Here is a 22,897-nt window from a genome sequence, read left to right as displayed (position 1 = left end):
GTTCGAATGGGACCAGAGAAATGACGGGTACGACACGATCAAGCGGTGGCCTCGACGACCGCCGCAAGCGGCTTTTGTTCCGCTGCTGGCATCGCGGTACCCGCGAGATGGATCTCATCCTCGGCCGCTTTGCGGATGCCGAGATAGTGGCCATGCGCGACGGCGAACTGACCGAACTCGAGCGCCTGATCGAGTTGCCCGATCCCGATCTCTATGCCGCGCTGATCGGCGATACGCCGCTCGATCCGGAATATGCGACCGCGCTGTTCGACCGCATCAAGGCGTTTCGCGCCGTGGATCACGACGCATGAAGTCGCCTGTCAAATCACCTGCCGCGCTGCTCGCCCCCGGCCGCGCGCTGACTTTTGCCAATGTTGCCGAAGGCGCTGAAGGGCTCGTCATCTCGGACCTCGCCCGCGCGGTGGCGGCTCGGCCAAAACCGCCAGCAGTAAGCCTTGCCGTCGTTTGCCGCGACGGTCCGCGCATGCAGCAGCTGGCGCGGGCGCTGGAATTCTTCGCCCCCGATCTGCCCGTGATGCAGTTTCCGGCCTGGGATTGCCAGCCCTACGACCGTGTGTCGCCGCATGGCGGCATCCTGGCGCAGCGCCTGACCACGCTGGCGCGGCTCTCGCGCCTGCAGGGCAGCGACAAGCCGTTGATCGTTCTCACGACTGTCAACGCCGTCGTGCAGCGCGTGCCGGCGCGCGAGGTGGTGGCGGCGCAGGCGCTGTCGGTGGCGCCCGGCCACGTCGTGCCGATGGACTCGATCGTCGCCTGGCTGGAGCACAATGGCTACAACCGCTCCTCGACCGTGCGCGAGCCCGGCGAATACGCCGTGCGCGGCGGTATTCTCGATCTGTTTCCGGCCGGTCTCGACCAACCCGTGCGGTTCGACTTCTTCGGCGATAGTCTCGAATCGATCCGCACATTCGATGCGGAAACCCAGCGCACGCTGCTCGACATGCGCGCGCTCGATCTGGTTCCGGTCTCGGAATTCCAGCTCGTTACCGAAACCATCCGCCGCTTTCGCATGGGCTATGTCGCAACCTTCGGCGCGCCGCAGCGCGACGACCTGCTCTATGAAGCGGTCAGCGAGGGCCGCCGCCATCCCGGCATGGAGCATTGGCTGCCGCTGTTCCAGGAGCGGATGGATACGCTGTTCGACTATCTCGACGGCGCGCCGGTCGCGATCGAGCCGCAGGGCGAGGACGCTGCCCGCGAGCGCTTCAAGCAGATCGCGGATTATTATGAGGCGCGGCGCGAGGCGCTGGACCATCCAGGCGGTGGCGCGATCTACAAGCCGTTGCCGCCGGACCGGCTCTATCTGACGGAAGCGGAGTGGACCGAGCGCCTCAATGAGGCCGCACTGGCGCGGCTCACGCCATTTGCGGTGCCTGAAGGCAGTGCCGACGTGTTCGAAGCCGGGGCGCGGCAGGGCCGCAACTTTACGCCTGAGCGCGCCGATGGTTCGGTCAACGTGTTCGAAGCCGTAGTGGCGCATGTGCTGGCGTTGCAGGCGCAACGCAAGAAGGTGGTGATCACGCTGTGGAGCGAAGGCTCCCGTGACCGCATGGGCAGCATGCTGCGCGACCACAAGCTCGCCAACCTTACCAGCGTCAACGCCTGGCGCACGGTGCAGGCGACGCCCCGCAATGAGGCCATGCTTGCAGTCGTCGGCATGGAGAGCGGGTTCGAGACCGACGAATTCGCCGTCATCACCGAGCAGGACATCCTCGGCGACCGCCTGGTGCGGCCGCGCAAGTCGAGCCGCAAGCTCGATAACTTCATCTCCGAAGTCACAAGCCTCGCCACCGGCGATCTCGTGGTTCACGTGGAGCACGGCATCGGACGCTTTGTCGGGCTGCAGACGATCGAGGTCGGCGGCGCGCCGCATGACTGCCTCGAACTGCACTATGCCGCCGAAACAAAGCTGTTCCTGCCGGTCGAGAACATCGAACTGCTGTCGCGTTACGGCTCCGACCACGCCAATGTCGAACTGGATCGGCTGGGCGGCGGCGGCTGGCAGGCGCGCAAGGCAAAGCTCAAGAACCGCATCCGCGAGATTGCCGGCGAGCTGATCAAGATCGCGGCCGAGCGGCATCTGCACGAAGCGCCGAAAATGCCGGTGCAACCGCATGTCTACGACGAGTTCTGCGCCCGCTTCCCCTATGAGGAAACCGAGGACCAGCTGGGGGCCATCACCTCCACGCTGAAAGATCTCGAAAGCGGCCGGCCGATGGACCGGCTGATCTGTGGCGATGTCGGCTTCGGCAAGACCGAGGTGGCGCTGCGCGCGGCGTTTGCGGTCGCACTCGATGGCAAGCAGGTCGCCGTCGTGGTGCCGACGACGCTCTTGGCCCGCCAGCACAGCAAGAATTTTGCCGAACGTTTTCGCGGCTTTCCCGTCAATGTCGCGCAGGCCTCCCGCCTGATCCCGGCCAAGGAGCTGACGCAGGTCAAGAAGGGGTTGACCGACGGCAATGTCGATATCGTGGTCGGCACCCACGCGCTGCTCGGCAAGGCGATCAAGTTCAGGGATTTGGGTCTGCTGATCGTCGACGAAGAACAGCACTTCGGCGTGAGCCACAAGGAACGGCTGAAGCAGTTGCGGGCGCAGGTGCATGTGCTGACGCTGAGCGCCACGCCGATCCCGCGCACGCTGCAGCTCGCGCTGACCGGCGTGCGCGATCTTTCGATCATTGCCTCGCCACCGGTCGACCGGTTGGCGGTGCGAACGTTCGTGGCGCCGCATGATCCGCTGATGATCCGCGAGGCGCTGCTGCGCGAACGTTACCGTGGCGGGCAAGCATTCTATGTGGTGCCGCGGATCGAGGACCTCGCCGGCGTCAAGGATTTTCTCGACAAGAACGTGCCGGAGATGAAAGTCGCCGTCGCGCACGGCCAGATGGCCCCGACCGTGATCGAGGACATCATGTCGGCGTTCTATGACGGCAAGTACGATATCCTGCTCTCGACCACCATCATCGAGTCCGGTCTCGATATCCCGACCGCCAACACGCTTATCGTGCACCGTGCCGACATGTTCGGGCTGGCGCAGCTCTATCAGCTGCGCGGCCGGGTCGGGCGCTCAAAACTTCGGGCCTATGCGCTGTTCACGCTGCCGGCGCAGCAGAAAATCACTGCCCAGGCCGAGCGCCGGCTGAAGGTGCTGCAGTCGCTGGAAACGCTGGGGGCGGGCTTCCAATTAGCCTCGCACGATCTCGATATCCGTGGCGCCGGCAATCTCTTGGGCGAGGAACAGTCCGGCCACATCAAGGAAGTAGGCTTCGAGCTCTATCAGTCGATGCTGGAGGAGGCGATCCTCAACCTCAAGGCCGGCGTGTCGGAGCCGGCGGCTGACCGCTGGTCGCCGCAGATCACCATCGGCATGCCGGTGCTGATCCCGGAGGATTACGTCAACGACCTCGCGGTGCGGCTGTCGCTGTACCGGCGGTTGGCCGACCTCGAAACCGACGAGGAGATCGACAATTTCGCCGCCGAGATGCGCGATCGCTTCGGCGTGTTGCCGGACGAAGTGCGCTATCTCTTCAAGGTCGCGGCCATCAAGGCCTATTGCCGGCGTGCCAACGTCGAGAAGGTCGATGCCGGGCCGAAGGGCGCGGTCATCACCTTCCGGGAGAACAAGTTCGCGCAGCCGGACCGGCTGGTATTCTTCATCCGCCAGCACGGCCAGGCAGCGAAGGTGCGTCCCGACATGAAGGTGGTGTTCCTGCAGACATGGAAGACGCCGGAAGAACGGTTGATGGGCACGACCGAGATATTGCGGCAACTCGCCAATCTCGCGGAAAACAAGAAGGCGGCGTAATTTGCTTTGTAGGGTGGGCAAAGGCGCACTTGCGCCGTGCCCACCATCTTTACGTGAGGCACTGATGGTGGGCACGCTGCGCTCTGCCCACCCTACGAGAACGCAAACAGCCGCCGGCATTACTGCCGACGGCCGTTCTCACGAGGCAAGTTTATCTGCGTTTACTTCGGATACTTGAATTCCGGCGCAGCCTTCAGCGCTTCCTTGGTGGTGTTCATCGTCGCCACCCACTTATCGTTCTTGGTATCGCGCTTCACGTTGACGGAGCCCGGCGATACGGCGACGTAGTGCTCCCCCATGCCGAGGAAGCCGCCGACCGACAGGATCAGCGCGTCGACGGAGTTGCCCTTGATGGCGATGTCGGTGATTTCGCCGACCGACTCGTCCTTCTGGTTATAGACGTTGAGGCCCTTCAATTTCGAAGAGAACATCTCGTCCTTCGATACTGTCGAGAATTTGGCTTCGGCCGACGCTGCGCCGACGGTTTTGCTCTCGGCGAAAGCCGGGCTTCCGAGCAAGGCCAGCGAAGCGGCAATCAATACAATTTTCTTCATTTCAGTCCTCCAGTGCATTTGGTGCACTACAATGCAGGACCGGGCAGGTTGTTCCTCCGGTGCGTCGCATCATTACGATGCGGCGCGATGTGCCTCTTCTTGCAGCCGCGATCGCAGCGATTTTGCGGAATCGTTTGGGAGGAGCGTTGCGACCGTTACGGCCGGCTCCGATCGTGCGTCGCGGTGGCCGTGGCTGGTATGGCGCATCACGCTGGACAGCCGCCGGGCGATGGTATGCGCCGTCTTCAGGTCGGTTTCGGCAAAGACCACGACGACCGAGCCGTCCTCCTCAGCAGCGCCGAAATCCATTTGCCGCATTAGGCGGCTGATGATCCGCGCTCCGTCGAATTGCGCGCGGGGATGCTCGGGATCGAACGCAAAGCGTGCGATGGACAATCCGCCGCCGCGTTGCTGGGTCTGGTAGATGGCGCTGGCGAAGTCGCGCTCGAAGGCTTCCCGGGTCAGCAGGCCGGTTCGCGCATCGATCAGGCCATCGGCATCGATGGCCTTCAGCGTGCGGCTCAGATGCGCCTCGAAGGCGTGCTGGCGGATCAGCGGCAGCGCCGTCGCGACCACCCGGGCGGCGTCGTCGGAGACGACCTCAAGATTCGGCAGATCGTAGGCCGGCGCCAGATCTCCGCCCGTCAAAACGATGGGCAGGTTGCGAAAACGGGCGTCTTCCGTCAGCACGGTGAGGAAGGCGTCGATCACGCGCGGGCTAAAACCTTCGCCGAGCACGATGCCGTCGATGTCCCTGACGTTGAGATGCTTCGCAGCAGCCTCGATCGAGAGCGCGCCGACCACGCCGGTACGCTCGCCAAGCGCGACCGACAATGTCGGATAGGCGCCGCCGCGGCCGATCAGCAGCACGGTGGCGTCGCGCGCCGGATCGATATGCGACAGTGCCATCGGCGTTGCCGGCTCCAGCCGGCGCATCACGGTCGCATGCAACGAGCGCACGCGCAGCGCGGCCCGCAGCCGGGCCACCAGACGGTCGGAGCCGCCTTGAGTTTGTGAGACTTGAGGTTGCGGGATTTGGTTCTGAAAGAAGGGAATCACGTTGTCTGGATGCGCGACCTGTGGGTCGACCGCGATCAGCGGCAGATAGGGTTGGCGCGCGGCAACCCGCGCTGCCAGCTGCGCCAGCCCGGCTGCATCGGTGTCCGAGGTTGCAGCCAGCACGGCGGCTGGTTGCACCTGCTCGACAGCGCGCACCGCGTCCGCCCACTCGGTCTCGACCACCGGAAATAGCCTGCCGATGTCGAGCGTGGCGGCAAAAGACGGCCGTCTCGCGGTCGACACGACGAGGATTGGACCTTGCTGGGACATTTTTAGAACTCGGGTCAGGCACGCATCTGGAACCAGCGAGTCTAGTTTGCTGCGCTTAATGCGGCGTCAACGGCCGGGCTGAAAGAGGCTCTCAGGCCGCGTTGCTCCGATCGCGAAATGCTTCCACCATCAATGGGTTAAGACCAAGCTCTGTCAGCGCGTCGCGGGCGCGCGCATTGTCGAGCGCGCGGCCGGCAAGCCGGTGGCCGCTGAGGCGGTCGGGCAATGCGGTCAAGAGCGCGCCCTGGCCGAGCCGCCGCGCCCACTCCTGCAGGTCCTGCGCCAGGAACCGGTAGCCGCCCACGGCCATGACGCCGGATGGCGGCGCCGTGATGTTGATCGCGCCGTTCACGCGGTCGAGCCGCGCTGCGTAATCCGTATCGACGTAGTCGCGCGGCGGCGAGGCGATCAGGGAGTCGCTCGGCGGCGGAGGCGGTGCATAGGCCGCGACCGGCACCATCGGCCCGCGCAGTCCCAGCGTGCCACGCGGCGTCAGCACGATATCGCCGGCGATCGACGAGCCCGGCAGGTCGCGCGGTGCGCCATGCGGCCCCGGCTTGATCAGGGCCGGCGAGCCGTCCTCCGCGATCCGGCGCGCGCCGAACAATCCAGCCTCGCCGAACAGATAGACATCCGTCAGCGTCGCCTGTTTCGCGGCCCAGCACGCGCTGGAGCCGACCTGCTCCGGCGTGCGCCACAGGCCGACGACATTGCGCAGGCTTGGCATCCGCGCCGCGAGGTCCATCTCGTCCAGCCGCAGCGCCAGTTGCGCCGGTGCTATCAGCGTATCGCAGGCCTGCTCGTTGATCTGTTGTTCCAGCGTCTCCTCGTCGAACGGATGGTGCAGCACCAGCGTTCCGCCCGACAGCAGCCAGACCGCCAGCGACGAGGCGAGGCCGGCAAACGACATCGGCGAGAAGGCCGAAAGGACGGTCGCGCCCTGCGGCACGTCGCTTTCGAGCGACATCGCAAGGCCGCCGGCAATCAGGCCGAGATGGGCACGCGGGACCGGCCGGAAGCCGTCCGAGGTGACGTCGAAGGAAATCAACGCCGCCTTGCGGCCGTCCTGGATCACGGCGCGCGTGGTCAGTGATTCCCGGAAAATCGCGTTGTCGAGCGAGGCCATGCCCTCGGGCAGGTCGCTGCCGAAGCCGCAGACGTGGCGGATCGAGAACGCTTCGGCGGCGGCGTTCATGGCGATGTCCGAGTAGGTCACGCCGTCGATCTTGCCCGAGGTCACGATCCCCCGCGCGGCGGTGCGGTTCAGCGCCATGGTCAATTCCGACTGCCGCCAGAGCAGCGGCAGCACCGCGACGACGAGGCCGGCGCGGAAGGCGGCGAGCACGGTGAGCGCGAATTCGATGGTGTTGGGCAGTTGAACCGCGATCACGGAATTGGCCGGCAAGCCGGATTCGATGAAATGGGCCGACAGCGACGAAATCATGCGGTCGGCTTGCGCGAAGGTCAGACGCTTCGGCGGCTGGCCGGTGATGCGCTGCTTGTTGAGGGGGTCGACCAGCGCCAGCGCATCCGGCTGTCGCGCCAAATTGCGCTTGAACAACGTATCGAGCGTGGGCGAAGCGGTGGGCTGGGTCACGGCGTTACTTCGGCTCTGTCGCTGGGGGTGGATCGCTTCGCGGGTTCACTTCGTTTCCGGCTTCTGCCACCAGGTTTCAGGCAGGTAGCCCGTCAACGCGGTGGCTGTAGGTTGTTCTATCCGATTCCACCGCGCAATCCATTGCTCCTGCATGTTAAAAACGGGGATAGCGTAGAAGCCCGACATCAGGGCGCGGTCGAGCGCCCGCACCGCGGAGACGAAAGCCGCCCGCTCGCGCGCCTCGAGCAGCACCGCAATCAGGGCGTCGATGGCGGGCTCCTTTGCCCCCATGTAGTTCCTCGTGCCGGGAATGTCGGCGGCCTGGCTGCCAAAGTAGAAGGACTGCTCGTTGCCGGGGGAGAGCGATTGGTCCCAGCGGTTCTGCAGCATGTCGAACTCGTAGCCGAGCCGGCGCTGGTCGAACTGCACGGGATCGACCGCGCGCACGCTGGCCTCGATGCCGGCGCGCTTGAGGTCGCGCTGATAGGCCAGCGCGATCCGCTCCTGGTCGCGTGTCGTCACCAGGATTTCGAAGGTGAAGGCGATTTTGGTCGCGCGCTGCCGCAACACGGTTCCATCGAGCTCATAACCCGCTTCCGACAGCAATTTGAGCGCGCTGCGCAGCGTCGTGCGATCGCGCCCCGATCCGTCGGTGACGGGCAGGCGGTAGCTGCCATCGAGAATATCCGGCCGGATGCGCAGGGTGAACGGCTTCAAAAGCTCGCGCTCGCGCTCGTCGGCCGGACGGCCATAGGCGGACAGTTCGGATCCGGCGAAGAAGCCTGCCGCGCGCGCGTAGAGCCCGAAAAAGTAATTGCGGTTGATCCACTCGAAATCGAACAGCAGCGTCAGCGCCTGCCGCACGTGGACGTCCGAAAATACCGGACGCCGCGTGTTGAACACCAGGAATTCCGACGGCTGCGGCATCCCGGTCTTGATGGTATCGCGGATCACTTCGCCGTTGCGGGCGGCCGGAAAATCGTAGCCGTCGTGCCAGCGCAGCGGTTCGTACTCGACGCGAAAGTCATAGAGGTCGCGCTTGAAAGCCTCGAACTGACCGTTGGACTCGCGATAGAAGTCGAGCCTGATTTCGTCGAAGTTCCACAACCCGCGATTGGCCGGCAGGTCGCGGCCCCAGTAATCGGGGTTGCGGGTCAGCGTGACGCTGGCCCCCGGCCTGACGGCGGTGACGCGATAGGGGCCGGAGCCGACCGTTCCGGTCATTGTCGTTTCCTCGAACGTCGCGGGATCGACCGCGTGCCGCGGCAAGACCGGCATCAGGCCGAGGATCAGCGGCAGCTCGCGGTCATTGGCGCCGCCGAAATCGAACCGCACGGTGAGCGGGTCGGGTGCCTCGGCTTTTGCGACCTTGGAATAATACTGGCGGTGGTTGGGGCGGCCCTTGTCGCGCAGTAATTCCCACGAAAACAGGACGTCCTCCGCCGTGACCGGCTTGCCGTCGGCGAAGCGCGCTTTGGGGTCGAGGCGGAAGGTGACATAGCTGCGTGCGTCGTCGGTCTCGACGCTTTTGGCCAGCAAGCCATAGAGCGTGAAAGCCTCGTCATTGCCGCGCGTCATCAGGCTCTCGACCACAAAGCCCCTGATCTGCTGAACGGCGATGCCGCGGACGATCAGGGGATTGAGGCTGTCGAAGGTTCCGAGGATGCCCCAGACCAGCCGTCCGCCCTTTGGTGCATCGGGATTGGCGTAAGGCATCTGTGTGAAGTCGCGGGGGAGGGCCGGTGCGCCGTGCATCGCCAGCGCGTGGCTCTCGGCCGCCTTTGCTCCGCCAAACGGCGCCAGCGGCGCTACACCCAGCGCGAGGGCGATACACGCCAACACACGCAGACGGATACGCCCGCAGACGGTCATAGGCGGACGGGGATTTGATTCGAAAATGCGCACCTGAAAGCTTTACCATAGGCTTCGGCCTCGACCTTCGGCGAATGCCAAAGATGCCTGTCGGCATTGATCTTTTCGTCTGCCGCTGTATTGAAGGCGGGCAATTGATAACGGCGGGAACACCTGTCACGTATCCGCCTCAATTGCCAACGAGACAGCCGCCTCAGCGCGGCTAGGTGTCGGTGCCTGTAGCGGTTTCGGGCGCTTCGGTTCAGAAAGGGTTTTCCGCAATGAATTTCCGTATCTTGGCCGGGTCGATCCGGCCGCGTGGGCAGCTCTTGGCCCTGTTGGCGGCCTCGGCACTGTCGGCAACTTTGATCGCTTCGGGCGCGCAAGCCCAGCAGCCCGTGCCAGCGCCGGGCGCTCCCAAGACTGCGCAGGCACCCGCGCCGGCTGCTCCGAAAGCGCCGCCGAAGGCTGCCCCCAAGGCTCCGGCTCCCGCCGGTGCCCCGGCCGCGCAGGCCCCTCCGGCTGGCGCTCCCGCCGCCGCCCAGCCCCCGGAACAGCAGGTCCAGCTGATCTACGCGCCCTGGACCAAGTTCTGCCTCAAGGGCCAGGAAGCCGGCGCCAAGCAGGTCTGCTTCACCGGCAAGGACGGCCGCATCGAGTCCGGCCAGCCTGTCATCGCCGCCGTGATCATCGAGCCGGAAGGCGAGCCGAAGAAGCTGTTGCGCGTGACCTTGCCGCTCGGCATGCAGCTCGTGCACGGCACCCGGATCATCGTCGACAGCAACGCGCCGCTGCAGGGCCCCTACGTCATCTGCTTCCAGAACGGTTGCATGTCCGACTACGAAGCAACGCCCGAGCTGATCGCCAGCCTGAAGAAGGGCCAGAACCTCGTTGTTCAGGCGATCAATTCCAACGGCGCGCCGCTGACGCTGCCGTTGCCGCTCGCGGGTGAATTCGCCAAGGCCTATGACGGTCCGCCGACCGATCCGAAGCAGTTCGAGGAAAACCAGAAGAAGCTGCAGGAAGAGCTGCAGAAGAAGGCTGAAGAGCAGCGCAAGAAGCTCGAGGGAGCCGGTGGCGGCGCCGCAAATCCGGCGGCGAAGTAGCCGCTGCAGCGCTCGACAAAACGCAAAAGGCGCCCGGGCAGGGCGCCTTTTTTGTTGCGGGTGAAGGTCGTTTGCTGCGGGTGAAGGGCTGCTAGTTCAGCGACGGATTGCGCGGGCGGTAGCCGCCCGCCTTGTCCTTCACGAAGATCTCCGCCACCTGCGAATGCCGGATCGGCTCACCGGAATCGTCCGGCAGCAGGTTCTGCTCGGAGACATAGGCGACGTATTCAGATTCCGAATTTTCCGCGAGCAGGTGATAGAACGGCTGATCCTTGTGCGGTCGAACCTCCTCGGGGATCGACAACCACCATTCCTCGGTATTGTTGAATTCCGGATCGATATCGAAAATCACGCCCCGGAATGAAAACACCCGGTGGCGGACAATCTGCCCGATCTGAAATTTGGCGGTGCGCGCTTTGATCATGTCCCGTCGAATAGACCATGATTGTGGCCGATGCTAGGGGCAACAGGATGAATTAACCTTTACGTGTGGTAGCCACGTCCGGTGCCATGCCCCCGAAATCACTGACGAAAAGACGTCTCCGAGATGGTCGATATCCTCAACCTCGCGCTTCCCTATTTTGGATTGATTTTCATCGGCTTTGCCTGCGGCAAGACGAAGAAGCTGCCAGAATCGGGGCTGGCCTGGATGAACTTCTTCCTGCTTTACGTTTCTCTGCCGGCGTTGCTGTTTCGCATCATGTCGGACACGCCGTTTTCCGAACTGAACAACCCGCCATTCCTGATCGCAACCACGCTTGCGACCGTCAGCGCCTTCGTCCTTGCCATGGTAGCAGGCCGCATCATCGGCGAACTGTCGCTGCGCAAGGCCACCATGGCGGGCCTTGCCGGCGCTTACGGCAATATCGGCTATATGGGCCCCGGGCTGGCGCTGGCGGTACTTGGCGCCAAGGCGGCGGCGCCGACCGCGCTGATCTTCTGCTGCGACAGCATTTTCCTGTTCACGATCGTGCCGCTGCTGATGGCGCTGACCGATCGTGAGCACCCGTCGTTCCTGCATGCGATCGGTATCGCCGCGCGGCAGATCGTGCTGAACCCGCTGATCATGTCGGCCGTTCTGGGAGCGCTCGTTGCGGCCTTCCATATTCCGTTGCCGACGGCGCTCGACCGGACCCTGCTGTTTCTGCAGAACGCCGCCGCGCCGACCGCGCTGTTCGTGCTCGGCGTTACCGTGGCGCTGCGCCCGTTCGATCGCGTGCCCTGGGAAGTGCCCGGCGTAATCGCGATCAAGCTGCTGATCCATCCTTTGATCGTGTTCGGCCTGATGCTGCTGTTCGGGCCGTTCGCGCAGCCCTGGGCGGCGACCGCCGTCCTGATGGCCGCGCTGCCGCCGGCGCTGAACGTGTTCGTCATCGCGCGGCAGAACAATACGTGGATCGAGCCGGCGTCGGTCGCGGTCCTGATCGGGACCTTCGCCTCCGTGGTCACGCTGACCAGCGTGATGTGGTTCATCCAGAGCGGACGGCTGGCGTTTCCGTAAAGGAGCGCGGGTAGTCGAAATACAAAATCTCGAAAACAACCCCATGCAAAGTAGAAAATCACGTCGCGGCGCGATGAGCGTAGCCCGGGCGAGCGAAGCGACCCCGGGGACCGGTCCCGGGGTCGCTTCGCTCGCCCGGGCTACGGCGGTGTGGTCAGCTGACGCGTTTCCAGGTCGGCGCCAGCCCCTCGCGCATCGCGAGCCGCCGCAGCGGGCCGAACGAACCAAGCAGGTGCATGCCGGCCGCGCGCAGCGATTGCAGCCCTACGAAATCGCTGAGTAGCGAGCGGTTGGCGACATCGATGGCAATCAGCCGGCTGGCGACGTCGGCGCGGCGGGCAGACTGGTAGCGGGCCAGCACCGCCGGCGAACCCGGATCTTCCCCGAGCGAGATCGCATTGCCGGCGATGTCGGCGATATCGGCCGCATCGCGCAATCCCATGTTGAGGCCCTGCGCACCGATCGGCGGCACCACATGGGCGGATTCGCCGACCAGTGCGACGCGATGGCTGGCGAATTGGTCGGGACGCTCGATCGTCAGCGGAAACACGTTGCGCCCGGCTTCAACCTGGACGCGGCCGAGAATCGAGTGCGACTGCCGTTCCGCGGCTTCCGACAATTCGTCGTCGCCGAGCGACATCAACCGCTCGGCTTCCCGGGTCGTCGAGACCCACACGACGCTGCAGCGGTTGCCGGGCAGGGGCACGAATACGCACGGGCCTTGCGGCGTGTGAAACTCGGTGGAGATGCCGTTGTGCGACCGCGAATGGGAAATGTTGAACGTCAGCGCCGACTGATGCAGGTCGCGGCGACTGATCCCGATTCCGGCAGCCGCGCGGGACGGCGATTGCCGCCCGTCGGCGCCGATCACCAGCCGCGCGTCAAGCTGCTCGCCCTTGCCGGTCCGGATGATGACGGTCGTATCCTGCGGATCGATTGCTGACGCTTCATCGTCAAATCGAGTCAAATTCGAAAGTTCTGCGGCGCGCTGTTCGAGGGCAACCATTAACGATCGATTGTCGATGTTGTAGCCGAACTGTTCGAGACCGATCTCCTCCGAGGTGAAGCGCACCTCGGGCGCGCGGATCAGCCGGCCGGTGTCGTCGACGAGGCGCATGGTCCGCAAGGCGGCGGCCTTGTCGCGGCAGCGGGACCAGACCTCCAGGCGTTCGAGCAGGTCGGTGGAAGCCCCCAACAGCGCCGTGGTGCGGTTGTCGGCATAGGGGACGCGGCGGGCGAGCAGGGCGGTTTTCGCGCCGGTTGCGGCCAGCGCGATGGCCGCGGTCAACCCCGCCGGCCCGCCACCGATCACAGCGGCGTCATAAACTTGCGATGCATTATTCATATAGGGACAATTGACGTTCGGAGCAGCATTTTCAAGCCGTCAACCGGCCGAAATGTTTCCGCCCTATCGCGCGGCGGAACGCCGCAAGCGCCGATATGCAAATCGGAGCGATTCCTGATAGCACTGCCGAAGCAATGGACCAGACCACCGAGCCAGATTCTCTCCCGGCGACCAGCCGAATGCGGACCGCCGCATTCGCCGTGCATATCTTCACGGCGATGGGCGCGGGGATCGCGTTGCTGGCGATGCTGGAGGCCGTGCGCGAACACTGGGCCAATATGTTCGGCTGGCTCGGCGTCGCCCTGATCATCGATGCGATCGATGGCCCGCTGGCGCGCCGGCTGGATGTCGTCCGGTTGCAGCCGAACTGGTCGGGCGAGGTGCTCGATCTCGTCGTCGATTTCGTGACCTACGTCTTCGTTCCGGCCTATGCCATCGCCGCGAGCGGGATGCTGCTGCCGCTGGCGGCGCCGCTGCTCGGTATCGGCATCATGGTGTCGGGCGCGCTGTATTTTGCCGACCGGCGGATGAAGGCGTCGGACAATCACTTCCGCGGCTTTCCGGCGCTGTGGAACGCTGTGGCGTTTTATCTGTTCTTACTGCACTTGCCGCCGGCGCTCTCCTCTCTCGGTATTGCAATTCTGATCGCGCTGACCTTCGCGCCGTTTCATGTGGTGCACCCGTTCCGGGTGGTACGTCTGCGCTGGCTGACCTTGTGGCTGCTTGGCGCTTGGGCCGCGCTTGCGATGTACACGATCGCCTGCGACTTCAACGTGGGGGCTCCGATCGTCGCCGGACTTTGCGCCATTGCGGCCTACATGGTGGGAAGTGACGCGGTGATCCGGCGAATAAGGTCGTTCAGAGCATGATGGAACTACTGACAAGCCCGGAAGCCTGGGCGGCGCTGCTGACGTTGACGGCGCTGGAAATCGTGCTCGGCATCGACAATGTCATTTTCATTTCGGTGATCGTCTCGCGTATTCCGCCGCCGCAGGCCAAGCGCGCGCGCCAGATCGGCCTGCTGCTGGCGCTGGTGTTCCGCATCATCCTTCTCAGCCTGCTGGTGTGGCTGATCGGCCTGACCGAGCCCGTCGTCACCGTGAGAAGCGTCGAATTGTCGTGGCGCGACATCATCCTGATCGCCGGCGGGGCCTTCCTGATTGCGAAGGCAACGCATGAAATTCATGCCGAGGTCGAGGCGAGCCATGGCGAGCCCGATACCGAATCCAAAGCGAGCGTGTTCTTTTGGGCGATCATGCAGATCATCGTCGTCGACATGGTGTTTTCGCTGGACTCCATCATCACCGCCATCGGCATGGCGCAGGATATCGAAATCATGATCGCAGCCGTTGTGATCGCCTGCGTGGTCATGTACGTCTCGTCGGGCCCGGTGGCGAAGTTCGTGGCCGATCACCCGACCACCAAGATGCTCGCGCTGGCGTTCCTGGTGCTGATCGGTGTGGCGCTGGTCGCGGATGGATTCAAATTCCACATCCCGCGCGGCTATATCTACTTTGCCATGTTGTTTGCGGCTGCGGTCGAGCTGTTCAATGTGCTTGCCAGGCGTAACCGCCGGAAGGTCGCCAAATAGCTGGTTTGAGCCGGTCAGTTGACAAGGCGGCGGCGATGGCTTTCGTTTCGCATCCAGTAGGGCGCCTGAGCCGATACCGAAGGAGAGATTGTCATGACCAAGGCCGTGCGCGTGCACAAGGTGGGGGGTCCGGAAGCCCTGGTGTATGAGGACGTCGAGGTGCCGGCGCCGGGACCGGGCGAGGTCCGCATCCGGCAGCATGCCGTCGGCGTGAATTTCATCGACGTCTATTTCCGCACCGGCCTCTACAAGGCGCCGGGACTGCCGTTCATTGCCGGCAACGAGGCGGCCGGCGAGGTCGTGGCTGTCGGCCCGGGCGTCACCAATTTTCACCCTGGCGACCGCGTCGCCTATTATTTCAACCTCGGCGGCTACGCCAGCGAGCGGGTGATCCCGGCCGAAAAGCTGGTCAAGCTGCCCGACCACATCACCTACGAGCAGGGTGCCGTGCTGATGCTCAAGGGGCTGACGGTCTGGTACCTGCTGCACAAGACCTTCAAGGTCGAGCCCGGCCACCGCGTGCTGATCCATGCCGCCGCGGGCGGCATTGGGCTCCTGGCCTGCCAGTGGGCCAAGGCGCTCGGCGCGCATGTGATCGGCACCGTGGGCTCCAAGGCGAAAGCCGATCTCGCGCTCTCCAATGGTTGCGACCACGTCATCCTTTACAACGAGGAGGATTTCGTCGCGCGGGTGAAGCAGATCAGCCGCAACGAACTCTGCGATGTCGTCTATGACGGTGTCGGCAAGACCACTTTCCCGGGCTCGCTGTCGTGCCTGCGGCCTCGCGGCCTGTTCGTGAGTTTTGGCAACGCCTCCGGCCCAGTACCGCCGTTCCCGCTCGCCGAGCTCAACAACCACGGCTCGCTGTTTGCGACGCGGCCAAAGCTCAACGACTACGTCTCGACCCGCAAGGAACTGCTCGAAGGCGCCGACACGCTGTTCGCCGCCGTCATCAATGGCAAGCTCCACGTGCCGATCAACCACGCCTATGCGCTGAAGGACGCGGCGAAGGCGCATATCGAGCTTGAGAGCAGGGCCACGACGGGGGCCGCGATCATGCGGCCCTAAAGGAGCCGTCATTGCCTGCGACAAACGCGAAGCGTTTGCGCAAGGGAGCAACGCGACGAAGCAATCCACACCTCCGCTTGCGCTGAGATGGATTGCTTCGCTTCGCTCGCAATGACGATTGAGGCTACGCCACCCTTCGTGCCGCGCCCGCCTTGACAAGGATCGCATCGAGGCAATCGATCATCAGCGATATCTCCTCGCGCGTGACGTTGAGCGCCGGCATGAAGCGCAATGCATCGGGCTGCGGCGAGTTGATGAGGACGCCGTCCGCCAGCGCCTCGGCCACGATCGCAGCGCCAATCGGCAGTTTGAGATCGAGCGCAAGCAACAGACCCCGGCCGCGCACCTCGCCGAGACCATGCCGCGCCGACAGCTTCTGCAACTCGCTTTCGAGGAACAGGCCGGCGTCCGTCACCGTTTTCAAAAATTCCGGCTTTGAAATCTCCTCGAGCACGGCAAGCCCTGCGGCGCACATCAACGGATTGCCGTTGAAGGTGCCGCCCTGGTCGCCGTGATCGAAGCACGCCGCATCCTTGGTCGCGAGCAGGGCGGCCAGCGGCACGCCGCCGCCGATGCCCTTGCCGAGCGTCATGATGTCGGGCTCGATGCCGGCGTGTTCGTAATGGAACAGCTTTCCGGTCCGGCCCATGCCGGTCTGGATCTCGTCGACAATCAGCAGCAAGCCGTGCTCCTTGGTCAACGCGCGCAATTCCCCGAGGAACTGATCTGACGCCGCCCACACGCCGGCCTCACCCTGGATCGGCTCCAGCATCACGGCGACCGTGTTGTCCGAGATCAGCGCCTTCACTGAATCGAGGACGTTGAGTCGTGCTTTCCGGAAGCCCGATACTTTCGGCTCGAACAGCGGCTCGAACGCCTTCTTACCCGACGCCGACATGGTGGCGAGCGTGCGGCCGTGAAAGCCGCCTTCGAAGGTGATGATTTCGAACGCGCCGTTCTTGAATTTCGCGCCGTATTTCCGCGCGAGCTTGATGGCGCCTTCATTGGCCTCCGCGCCCGAATTGGCGAAGAACACCTGATCGAAGCAGCTGTTCTCGACCAGCGCTTTCGCAAGCTTCAGGCTGGGACCGTTGTAGAAAGCGGGGCTTGGTGTCAGCAGCAGCTTGGCCTGTGCCGCGAGCGCTTCGGCAACGGCGGGCGGCGAATGGCCGAGCGCGTTGACGGCCCAACCCTGCACGAAGTCGAGATAGCGCTTGCGGGAGTCGTCCCAGAGATAGGAGCCCGCGCCGCGGACGAACACCACCGGCGGGCGAGCGGTAATCTCCATCAGCGCGTCGAACGGATGGGTAGCGTCAGTCATGTCGATCTCCTCTGGTGGTGCTGGGGTTAAAAGCAGGCCGAAACGAAAGAAGGCCGCACTTTTGAGGGTGCGGCCTTCTCGAAAACGTTGCTGAAAACTAGCTGATCAGCGTTGTCGTCGGACACGGCGCAACCCATCGTCGCTGGAGCGACGACGCAGGCAGGCGCGGCGGTTGGTCCGGTTCAGTTTCATGGCGCAGGGCCATACAGCCTGACGGCAGCGGATGTCAAGGGTGTACGAATTGGTCCGTTCGCCCGGGTCAAATCTAAGACTGGTTCTTGCGCTCGCGAATACGCAGTTCGGCCCTGGCCGTAGCGACTATCTGGCCTTCGCTGTCAGTGAGTTCAGCCGTCACGTCGGCCGAGCGTTCATCCTGACGAACAAGACGCGCTGTTGCAAGCATCGCTCCCAATGCCGCCGGCTTCAGGAAGCTCGTATCCAGGCGGGTCGTCACGGCCGTGAGATGCGATGGTAACCTGGCCATGACCGCGTTGCCCGTTGCGGAGTCGAGCATCGCTGCCAACATGCCGCCCTGTACGGTGCCGTGGCGATTGGCAAATTCCCCTTTTGCCGCAAATCGAAGTTTCACTTCACCAGAATGCGGATCAACAGAGACGATCTCGCGGCCAAGAAGCTGGGCGGCTGGCGGTATTTCCTTCAAGTGATCCGACATCTTGTTGCCTTGTGCAGCACCACGACATGATCCGCTTTGATCAGAAGCCCGCGACGCTGCCGTGCAGGTCGTACTGGTCAGCGCGCTCGATTTTCGCGGTGACGATTTCTCCGACCTTGAGCGGGCGTCGGCTAGAGAGATAGACCGCGCCATCGATCTGCGGTGCGTCGGCCTTGGAGCGGCCTTTTGCGACCGTCGGCCCGACTTCGTCGACGATAACCTGCTGTCGGGTGCCGACCTTGCGCTTGAGGCGACGGGCGGAGATTTTCTGCTGCCGTGCCATCAGCGCGTTCCAGCGTTCCTGTTTGATTTCGTCGGGCACGGCGTTGCCAATGGCATTGGAAGGCGCGCCCGCCACCGGCTCGTATTTGAAGGCGCCGAGCCGATCGATCTCGGCTTCTTCGAGCCAGTCGAGCAGGTAGGCAAAATCGGAATCGGTCTCGCCGGGGAAGCCGACGATGAAGGTCGAGCGCAGCGTCAGGTCAGGACATTCCGCGCGCCACTTCTGGATCCGTGCCAGCGTCTTTTCCTGCGCGGCGGGACGCTTCATGGCTTTCAGGACGTCCGGGCTCGCATGTTGAAAGGGAATATCGAGATAGGGCAAAATCTTGCCCTCGGTCATCAACCCGATGACTTCGTCGACATGCGGGTAGGGGTAGACATATTGCAGCCGTACCCAGGCGCCGAGGTCGCCGAGTTCTTTGGCGAGGTCGAAGAATCTGGCGCGGACCTGGCGGTCCTTCCACGGGCTGTCGGCATATTTAATATCGACGCCGTAGGCCGACGTGTCCTGCGAGATGACGAGCAATTCCTTGACGCCGGCCGCGACAAGCTTTTCCGCCTCGCGCAGCACGTCGTTGGCCGGGCGCGACACCAGATCGCCGCGCAGCTTTGGAATGATGCAGAAGCTGCAGCGGTTGTTGCAGCCTTCGGAAATCTTCAAGTACGCGTAGTGGCGTGGCGTCAGCTTGACGCCTTGCGGCGGCACCAGATCGAGATGCGGGTTGTGAACGGGCGGCAGGGCCCGGTGCACCGCCTCCAGCACGCTCTCATATTGCTGCGGGCCGGTGATCGACAACACGCCGGGATAGGCTGCCTCGATCTGCTCAGGCTCGGCGCCCATGCATCCGGTGACGATGACCTTGCCGTTCTCGGCCATCGCCTCGCCGATGGCGCCGAGCGATTCCTGCTTGGCGCTGTCGAGGAAGCCGCAGGTGTTGACGATGACGATGTCGGCGCCGTCATGCTTGCGAGCGAGCTCATAGCCTTCGGCGCGCAGCCGGGTGATGATGCGCTCGGAATCCACCAGTGCCTTGGGGCAGCCGAGGGACGTAAATGATATGCGCGGCGCTCGTTCCATGTGCTCGCCTGGGACCTGGATCTGAATTGTTCGGATGTGTGGATCAAGTAATTGATCCGATACGAAAATTCAACCGCTATGCATGCTCCCGGGATGGTAAAGTAACACTCGTGCATAGCGAAATGAAATCAGCCCGTGCCTAGGGACTGAAGTTCTGATGGGTGGAAGCTCGTTCCGATCGAGCTCACCGAAGCGATGAAAGATCTACCGGCCATGCTGATTGAACGTCTGCTGAGCTCGGCGGACAGCTTGCGATCGACGCGGGTGCACGTTAGAGTTGACAGACACTATTCTAGATTTATCTCGCGGCGTCCTATGCGTTCCGATTTAACAGCGCTTCTACCAAGAGACAAACTCGACTCCGAGAAGGTCAAAGCTATCGTTGCGTTGGGCTTTCCTGCGGTCGAACCAATACTTCCGGCCCTGCTTGAATGGATGCAGGACATTAACTGGCCGGTTGCTCAGGCGCTACAGCCGTTTTTAGCGGGCATAGGCGCACCGCTTGCTCCTCATATCCGACGTGTTTTGGAAACGGATGACGACGTCTGGAAAAATTGGGTGCTAAGCTGCATCGTTGTGAAGTCGCCAGAATTGCAGACGATGCTTAGGGCGGATATTGAACGACTTGCAACTCGCCCGACGCGAGGCGAGCAGGCGGAAGAGCTCGATATCCTCGCCAGACAAATCGTGGGTTGACTTCGTGCCTTGACGCTCCGGCAAACGGCCGGAATAGCTCGGCAATAGGTCACGACCGGAAAGGCTCGGATTGAGCACCGGAGTTCTGCTTCGTATCCGAAAGCCGACATCTCTCAATTAGTACACCCCCTCATTGACGAGTTGATCGTCCAAATGACAGCCGCTCTCGGGCGGTTTTTTCTTTGGAAGTGGGCGGCTCAGATCAACGAGTTGCTATCAAAAAATTCAAACTGAGGCACGACCCAAGCCGCGCGTGGTAGCTTTCCAGAACTCATCCATCGCTAAGCAATGTTCTTTGGACTTAGGCCCTAGGAAGCTAACCAGCGCCCTGAAATCGAATGTTCTCTTGCCGTCTGCATGCTGCAATGACTCAAGAAAGCCTGTCGACAAAGCGGCCTGTTCTTCAGCAGAACCGTTGTCCAGCGCCTGCTCACACAGTTCAAAAACGGATTTTACCGTATCTTTTGGTAGTTGCTCAAAATGCTCGACGAGAGCCTTTGCCAATTCGGTGCCAGCGACTGTTACAGGCACCACCTCAGGTGACCACTCCGCCGTCAGTGTATCGAGCGACTCCCTCAATTGGGGCGCTAGACCCGCGATGCGATCAAGATAACAATGACCTGTAGGCATGCGTTCAAATATGTCGGAGCTATATGAAGGCTGCAAGGGGTCACGAAGGCTCGGATTGAATTCGTGAGTTATACGTTGCATCCGAAAGCTGGCATCTCGCTGTAATGGGTACACGCCCAAATTGACGAGTTGATAGTCCAGATGATAGCCGCCTTGGGCAGCATTTTCTTTGGAAGTGAACGGCTCAAGAAGTTTATATTCGTTGGCTCAGGGGCACCCAAGCGAAGCAAAGCTAACTTTGGGCGCCGCGGCCTGTTGCATATCTAATTTGCCTGATTGATACGCACGAACTAGTCCCAATTGCCCATAATTACAAGGCTTTGCGCGGGCTTCTTCCGTGCTATGGATGCCCTGCCGGGCCAAGAGTTGATCGATGAGCGCTGAGTCGTCGCCGAAAATCGTCATAGTCGACGAAAGCCCGATCCGGGCCGCAATCCTGGAAGAGGGCTTGCGGGAGGCGGGTTTTACCGGCGTCGTGCATATCAGCGAAATGCAGAGCCTGCTGGCACGGATCTACGCGCTCGATCCGGACGTCATCCTGATCGACCTCGAAAACCCCAGCCGCGACGTGCTGGAACAGATGTTCCAGGTCAGCCGCGCAGTGCGGCGGCCGATTGCCATGTTCGTCGATCAGAGCGACGCCGCCTCGATCCAGGCCTCCGTCGACGCCGGCGTTTCCGCCTATATCGTCGATGGCCTGAAGAAGGAGCGGATCAAGCCGATCCTCGACCTCTGTATCTCCCGTTTCAACGCCTTCTCCAAGCTGCAGGACGAACTCGACCGCACCAAATCCGCGCTCGAGGAACGCAAGGTGATTGACCGTGCCAAGGGAATTCTGATGAAGGTGAAAGGCCTCACCGAAGACGAGGCCTATGTTCTCATGCGCTCCACGGCGATGCGCGAGAAAAAGAAGATCGGCGAGATCGCGCAGTCGATCCTGACCGCCTCGGAGCTGTTGAAATGACGACACCGCTGCATATCGGTTTCATTCCGCTGGTCGATTCGGCTGCGCTGATCATCGCCGTCGACAAGGGGTTTACCGCCGCCGAAGGGCTCGATGTCACGCTGGTGCGGGAAGTGTCGTGGTCCAATGTCCGCGACAAGCTCAATATCGGCCTGTTCGACGCCGCGCATTTGCTGGCGCCGGTAGCGATTGCGTCGAGTCTCGGGCTTGGACACGTCAAGGTGCCGATTGTGGCGCCGTTCAATCTTGGCCTCAACGGTAACGCCATCACGGTATCGCCGGCGCTGCATGCGGCCATCATGGGCGAGCTCGAGGGCGATGCCACAGATCCCATGGCGACCGCGCTGGCGCTCGCGCGCGTCGTGGCCAACAGGCGCAGGAGCGGCGCGGAACCGCTGACCTTTGGCATGACGTTCCCGTTCTCCACCCACAATTATCAGCTTCGGTTCTGGATGGCGGCAGGCGGGGTCGATCCCGACGAGGACGTCCGCCTGGTTGTGCTGCCGCCGCCCTACATGGTGGACAGCCTCGCCAATGGCCATGTCGACGCGTTCTGCGTCGGCGCGCCCTGGAACTCGGTCGCGGTCGATCTCGGCGTCGGCCACATCCTGCATTTCGTCTCAGACATCCTGGTGCGCGCGGCAGAGAAGGTGCTCGCGGTCAGGCAAAGCTGGTCGGAGAAGAATGCGGACGTGCTGGCTGCCCTGATCCGGGCGGCTTCCCACGCCGCCGAGTATATCGAGGATCCCGGAAACCGCGCCGAGACCGCGGATGTCCTGTCGCGACCTGACAGGATCGGCGTCGGTGCCGAGGTGATCCAGCGCACCCTCGACGGACGGCTGAAGATTTCGCCCGATGGCCAGCGGCGCGAGAGCGGCCGCTATCTCCTGGTCGGGCGCGAGGGCGCAGCCCGGCCCGATCCCGCGCAGGCGGCCTGGCTTTACGCGCAGATGGTGCGCTGGGGTCAGACGGCGATGCGGCCGGACGCGCTCAGCACCGCCATGGGCGTCTTCCGGCCGGACCTCTACAACGCCGCCATGGGGCATCAGGGCAAGCCTCCAAGCGCTTCCGACGCCATCGGCGCCTTTGCCGGGCCTGCGTTTGATCCCGGCGACATCGCCGGCCATCTGGCGGCATTTCAGATTGGCCGCTGGAAGCCCTGACGGTTCCTCCATGAAGAAATATTGAGCATCGGGCCGCGCTGCCTTATTTTTAGGCATGTTGCCGCACTGGCAGCAGTGAAGCCAGCTTCATAGTTTCGAGACTGGTTTCATAATCATTTGAAATAAAACAGTATTTTTCCAGAATCGGCGTGGCACGCAACTTGTATGTTGCAGTGCGGCCGGTCGTCGTAGATGCCTGCTGGCCGCGATCCTAGATGGATTTCCGCAGCAACGAAGCTGTCCGGACCGCCCACGAACCCAAGCCCAGCTTTTAAGGCCAGGCCGGTTCAGACGCGGTCACCCAATTTCGTTGATGCCACCC

At 63.0% G+C, this 22,897-nt stretch carries 20 protein-coding genes; 10 read left to right on the top strand and 10 right to left on the bottom strand.

All coding sequences use genetic code 11. From position 1 onward, the window contains the following. Positions 1–20 precede the first annotated feature (20 nt). Both ACPPVP_RS23720 and mfd read left to right on the top strand, forming a co-directional pair. Entirely contained in the window at positions 21–311 is a 291-nt protein-coding gene (locus ACPPVP_RS23720; RefSeq protein ID WP_426524958.1) for a succinate dehydrogenase assembly factor 2, read from the top strand. Continuing rightward, positions 308–3,826: a transcription-repair coupling factor gene (gene mfd, locus ACPPVP_RS23715; protein WP_426524956.1), complete on the top strand. Its 3,519-nt coding sequence runs from the start codon at positions 308–310 to the stop codon at positions 3,824–3,826. The genes ACPPVP_RS23720 and mfd overlap by 4 nt, the downstream gene beginning before the upstream one ends. A 161-nt stretch (positions 3,827–3,987) precedes the next feature. Here the strand turns inward: mfd and ACPPVP_RS23710 are convergent, their stop codons facing one another. The 4 genes from ACPPVP_RS23710 to ACPPVP_RS23695 form a co-directional block, all read right to left on the bottom strand. Next, positions 3,988–4,380, bottom strand: coding sequence for a PRC-barrel domain-containing protein (locus ACPPVP_RS23710; protein WP_426524954.1), 393 nt, complete (start codon positions 4,378–4,380; stop codon positions 3,988–3,990). 72 nt (positions 4,381–4,452) lie between these two features. After that, a complete protein-coding gene (locus ACPPVP_RS23705) occupies positions 4,453–5,709 on the bottom strand; it encodes a GGDEF domain-containing protein (RefSeq protein WP_426524953.1) in 1,257 nt (418 codons plus the stop codon). Between the two features lie 91 nt (positions 5,710–5,800). Continuing rightward, positions 5,801–7,306 carry an AMP-binding protein gene (locus ACPPVP_RS23700; protein WP_426524951.1) on the bottom strand — a complete coding sequence of 502 codons (1,506 nt, stop codon included), beginning with the start codon at positions 7,304–7,306 and terminating at the stop codon, positions 5,801–5,803. A gap of 45 nt (positions 7,307–7,351) precedes the next feature. Further along, positions 7,352–9,178 carry an extracellular solute-binding protein gene (locus tag ACPPVP_RS23695; protein ID WP_426538022.1) on the bottom strand — a complete coding sequence of 609 codons (1,827 nt, stop codon included), beginning with the start codon at positions 9,176–9,178 and terminating at the stop codon, positions 7,352–7,354. 260 nt (positions 9,179–9,438) lie between these two features. Here ACPPVP_RS23695 and ACPPVP_RS23690 point away from each other — a divergent pair, with 260 nt between their 5' ends. Further along, positions 9,439–10,263, top strand: coding sequence for an invasion associated locus B family protein (locus ACPPVP_RS23690; RefSeq protein WP_426524949.1), 825 nt, complete (start codon positions 9,439–9,441; stop codon positions 10,261–10,263). Between the two features lie 91 nt (positions 10,264–10,354). Here the strand turns inward: ACPPVP_RS23690 and hspQ are convergent, their stop codons facing one another. Beyond that, on the bottom strand, positions 10,355–10,687 hold the full coding sequence (gene hspQ / locus ACPPVP_RS23685; RefSeq protein ID WP_171582305.1) for a heat shock protein HspQ: 333 nt from the start codon (positions 10,685–10,687) through the stop codon (positions 10,355–10,357). A 123-nt stretch (positions 10,688–10,810) separates the two neighbouring features. Between hspQ and ACPPVP_RS23680 the strand changes: the two genes are divergently transcribed. Continuing rightward, positions 10,811–11,764 (top strand): AEC family transporter, encoded by a 954-nt coding sequence (locus tag ACPPVP_RS23680; RefSeq protein WP_426524947.1) that lies wholly within the window; start codon positions 10,811–10,813, stop codon positions 11,762–11,764. Positions 11,765–11,918: 154 nt separating this feature from the next. Here the strand turns inward: ACPPVP_RS23680 and ACPPVP_RS23675 are convergent, their stop codons facing one another. Next, positions 11,919–13,109 (bottom strand): UbiH/UbiF family hydroxylase, encoded by a 1,191-nt coding sequence (locus tag ACPPVP_RS23675; RefSeq protein ID WP_426524945.1) that lies wholly within the window; start codon positions 13,107–13,109, stop codon positions 11,919–11,921. 134 nt (positions 13,110–13,243) lie between these two features. On the opposite strand from ACPPVP_RS23675, the gene pcsA reads away from it, so the two are divergent. The 3 genes from pcsA to ACPPVP_RS23660 all read left to right on the top strand — a co-directional run bounded on the left by pcsA (position 13,244) and on the right by ACPPVP_RS23660 (position 15,768). After that, positions 13,244–13,978: a phosphatidylcholine synthase gene (pcsA, locus tag ACPPVP_RS23670; RefSeq protein WP_426524943.1), complete on the top strand. Its 735-nt coding sequence runs from the start codon at positions 13,244–13,246 to the stop codon at positions 13,976–13,978. Continuing rightward, positions 13,975–14,700, top strand: coding sequence for a TerC family protein (locus ACPPVP_RS23665; protein WP_426524941.1), 726 nt, complete (start codon positions 13,975–13,977; stop codon positions 14,698–14,700). Before pcsA ends, ACPPVP_RS23665 begins: the two co-directional genes overlap by 4 nt. Before the next feature lie 93 nt (positions 14,701–14,793). Further along, positions 14,794–15,768 carry a quinone oxidoreductase family protein gene (locus ACPPVP_RS23660; protein ID WP_426524939.1) on the top strand — a complete coding sequence of 325 codons (975 nt, stop codon included), beginning with the start codon at positions 14,794–14,796 and terminating at the stop codon, positions 15,766–15,768. A gap of 124 nt (positions 15,769–15,892) precedes the next feature. On the opposite strand, the gene ACPPVP_RS23655 is transcribed toward ACPPVP_RS23660, so the two are convergent. The 3 genes from ACPPVP_RS23655 to rimO form a co-directional block, all read right to left on the bottom strand. Beyond that, the gene (locus tag ACPPVP_RS23655) at positions 15,893–17,089 is read right to left on the bottom strand and encodes an acetylornithine transaminase (RefSeq protein WP_426524937.1); all 1,197 of its coding nucleotides are present in this window, start codon (positions 17,087–17,089) and stop codon (positions 15,893–15,895) included. Between the two features lie 265 nt (positions 17,090–17,354). Continuing rightward, complete coding sequence (locus tag ACPPVP_RS23650; RefSeq protein WP_426524935.1) at positions 17,355–17,762, bottom strand: PaaI family thioesterase; 408 nt, start codon at positions 17,760–17,762, stop codon at positions 17,355–17,357. Between the two features lie 40 nt (positions 17,763–17,802). Beyond that, complete coding sequence (gene rimO, locus ACPPVP_RS23645; RefSeq protein WP_426524933.1) at positions 17,803–19,122, bottom strand: 30S ribosomal protein S12 methylthiotransferase RimO; 1,320 nt, start codon at positions 19,120–19,122, stop codon at positions 17,803–17,805. A gap of 213 nt (positions 19,123–19,335) precedes the next feature. Between rimO and ACPPVP_RS23640 the strand changes: the two genes are divergently transcribed. Beyond that, positions 19,336–19,818 carry a DUF5071 domain-containing protein gene (locus tag ACPPVP_RS23640; RefSeq protein WP_426524931.1) on the top strand — a complete coding sequence of 161 codons (483 nt, stop codon included), beginning with the start codon at positions 19,336–19,338 and terminating at the stop codon, positions 19,816–19,818. A 225-nt stretch (positions 19,819–20,043) separates the two neighbouring features. Here ACPPVP_RS23640 and ACPPVP_RS23635 read toward each other — a convergent pair whose 3' ends face one another. Continuing rightward, positions 20,044–20,529, bottom strand: coding sequence for a DUF7674 family protein (locus tag ACPPVP_RS23635; protein WP_426524929.1), 486 nt, complete (start codon positions 20,527–20,529; stop codon positions 20,044–20,046). Between the two features lie 292 nt (positions 20,530–20,821). Here ACPPVP_RS23635 and ACPPVP_RS23630 point away from each other — a divergent pair, with 292 nt between their 5' ends. Both ACPPVP_RS23630 and ACPPVP_RS23625 read left to right on the top strand, forming a co-directional pair. Further along, positions 20,822–21,412, top strand: a complete 591-nt coding sequence (locus ACPPVP_RS23630) for an ANTAR domain-containing response regulator (protein WP_057852587.1) — start codon at positions 20,822–20,824, stop codon at positions 21,410–21,412. After that, positions 21,409–22,575 (top strand): CmpA/NrtA family ABC transporter substrate-binding protein, encoded by a 1,167-nt coding sequence (locus tag ACPPVP_RS23625; protein WP_426524926.1) that lies wholly within the window; start codon positions 21,409–21,411, stop codon positions 22,573–22,575. The genes ACPPVP_RS23630 and ACPPVP_RS23625 overlap by 4 nt, the downstream gene beginning before the upstream one ends. The last annotated feature ends 322 nt before the right edge of the window (positions 22,576–22,897 follow it).

Origin of the sequence: Bradyrhizobium sp. McL0615 (assembly GCF_049993905.1) — a bacterium.
In the GTDB taxonomy this organism is placed as follows: Bacteria; Pseudomonadota; Alphaproteobacteria; order Rhizobiales; family Xanthobacteraceae; genus Bradyrhizobium.
This window is presented reverse-complemented; position numbering and strand designations above follow the sequence as displayed.

Bases quoted from the DNA above. Each gene is read 5' to 3' on its own strand.
- ACPPVP_RS23720 (WP_426524958.1), top strand. From the start codon at position 21: ATGACGGGTACGACACGATCAAGCGGTGGCCTCGACGACCGCCGCAAG.
- mfd (WP_426524956.1), top strand. From the start codon at position 308: ATGAAGTCGCCTGTCAAATCACCTGCCGCGCTGCTCGCCCCCGGCCGC.
- ACPPVP_RS23710 (WP_426524954.1), bottom strand. From the start codon at position 4,380: ATGAAGAAAATTGTATTGATTGCCGCTTCGCTGGCCTTGCTCGGAAGC.
- ACPPVP_RS23705 (WP_426524953.1), bottom strand. From the start codon at position 5,709: ATGTCCCAGCAAGGTCCAATCCTCGTCGTGTCGACCGCGAGACGGCCG.
- ACPPVP_RS23695 (WP_426538022.1), bottom strand. From the start codon at position 9,178: ATGACCGTCTGCGGGCGTATCCGTCTGCGTGTGTTGGCGTGTATCGCC.
- ACPPVP_RS23690 (WP_426524949.1), top strand. From the start codon at position 9,439: ATGAATTTCCGTATCTTGGCCGGGTCGATCCGGCCGCGTGGGCAGCTC.
- hspQ (WP_171582305.1), bottom strand. From the start codon at position 10,687: ATGATCAAAGCGCGCACCGCCAAATTTCAGATCGGGCAGATTGTCCGC.
- ACPPVP_RS23680 (WP_426524947.1), top strand. From the start codon at position 10,811: ATGGTCGATATCCTCAACCTCGCGCTTCCCTATTTTGGATTGATTTTC.
- ACPPVP_RS23675 (WP_426524945.1), bottom strand. From the start codon at position 13,109: ATGAATAATGCATCGCAAGTTTATGACGCCGCTGTGATCGGTGGCGGG.
- pcsA (WP_426524943.1), top strand. From the start codon at position 13,244: ATGGACCAGACCACCGAGCCAGATTCTCTCCCGGCGACCAGCCGAATG.
- ACPPVP_RS23665 (WP_426524941.1), top strand. From the start codon at position 13,975: ATGATGGAACTACTGACAAGCCCGGAAGCCTGGGCGGCGCTGCTGACG.
- ACPPVP_RS23660 (WP_426524939.1), top strand. From the start codon at position 14,794: ATGACCAAGGCCGTGCGCGTGCACAAGGTGGGGGGTCCGGAAGCCCTG.
- ACPPVP_RS23655 (WP_426524937.1), bottom strand. From the start codon at position 17,089: ATGACTGACGCTACCCATCCGTTCGACGCGCTGATGGAGATTACCGCT.
- ACPPVP_RS23650 (WP_426524935.1), bottom strand. From the start codon at position 17,762: ATGTCGGATCACTTGAAGGAAATACCGCCAGCCGCCCAGCTTCTTGGC.
- rimO (WP_426524933.1), bottom strand. From the start codon at position 19,122: ATGGAACGAGCGCCGCGCATATCATTTACGTCCCTCGGCTGCCCCAAG.
- ACPPVP_RS23640 (WP_426524931.1), top strand. From the start codon at position 19,336: ATGCTGATTGAACGTCTGCTGAGCTCGGCGGACAGCTTGCGATCGACG.
- ACPPVP_RS23635 (WP_426524929.1), bottom strand. From the start codon at position 20,529: ATGCAACGTATAACTCACGAATTCAATCCGAGCCTTCGTGACCCCTTG.
- ACPPVP_RS23630 (WP_057852587.1), top strand. From the start codon at position 20,822: ATGAGCGCTGAGTCGTCGCCGAAAATCGTCATAGTCGACGAAAGCCCG.
- ACPPVP_RS23625 (WP_426524926.1), top strand. From the start codon at position 21,409: ATGACGACACCGCTGCATATCGGTTTCATTCCGCTGGTCGATTCGGCT.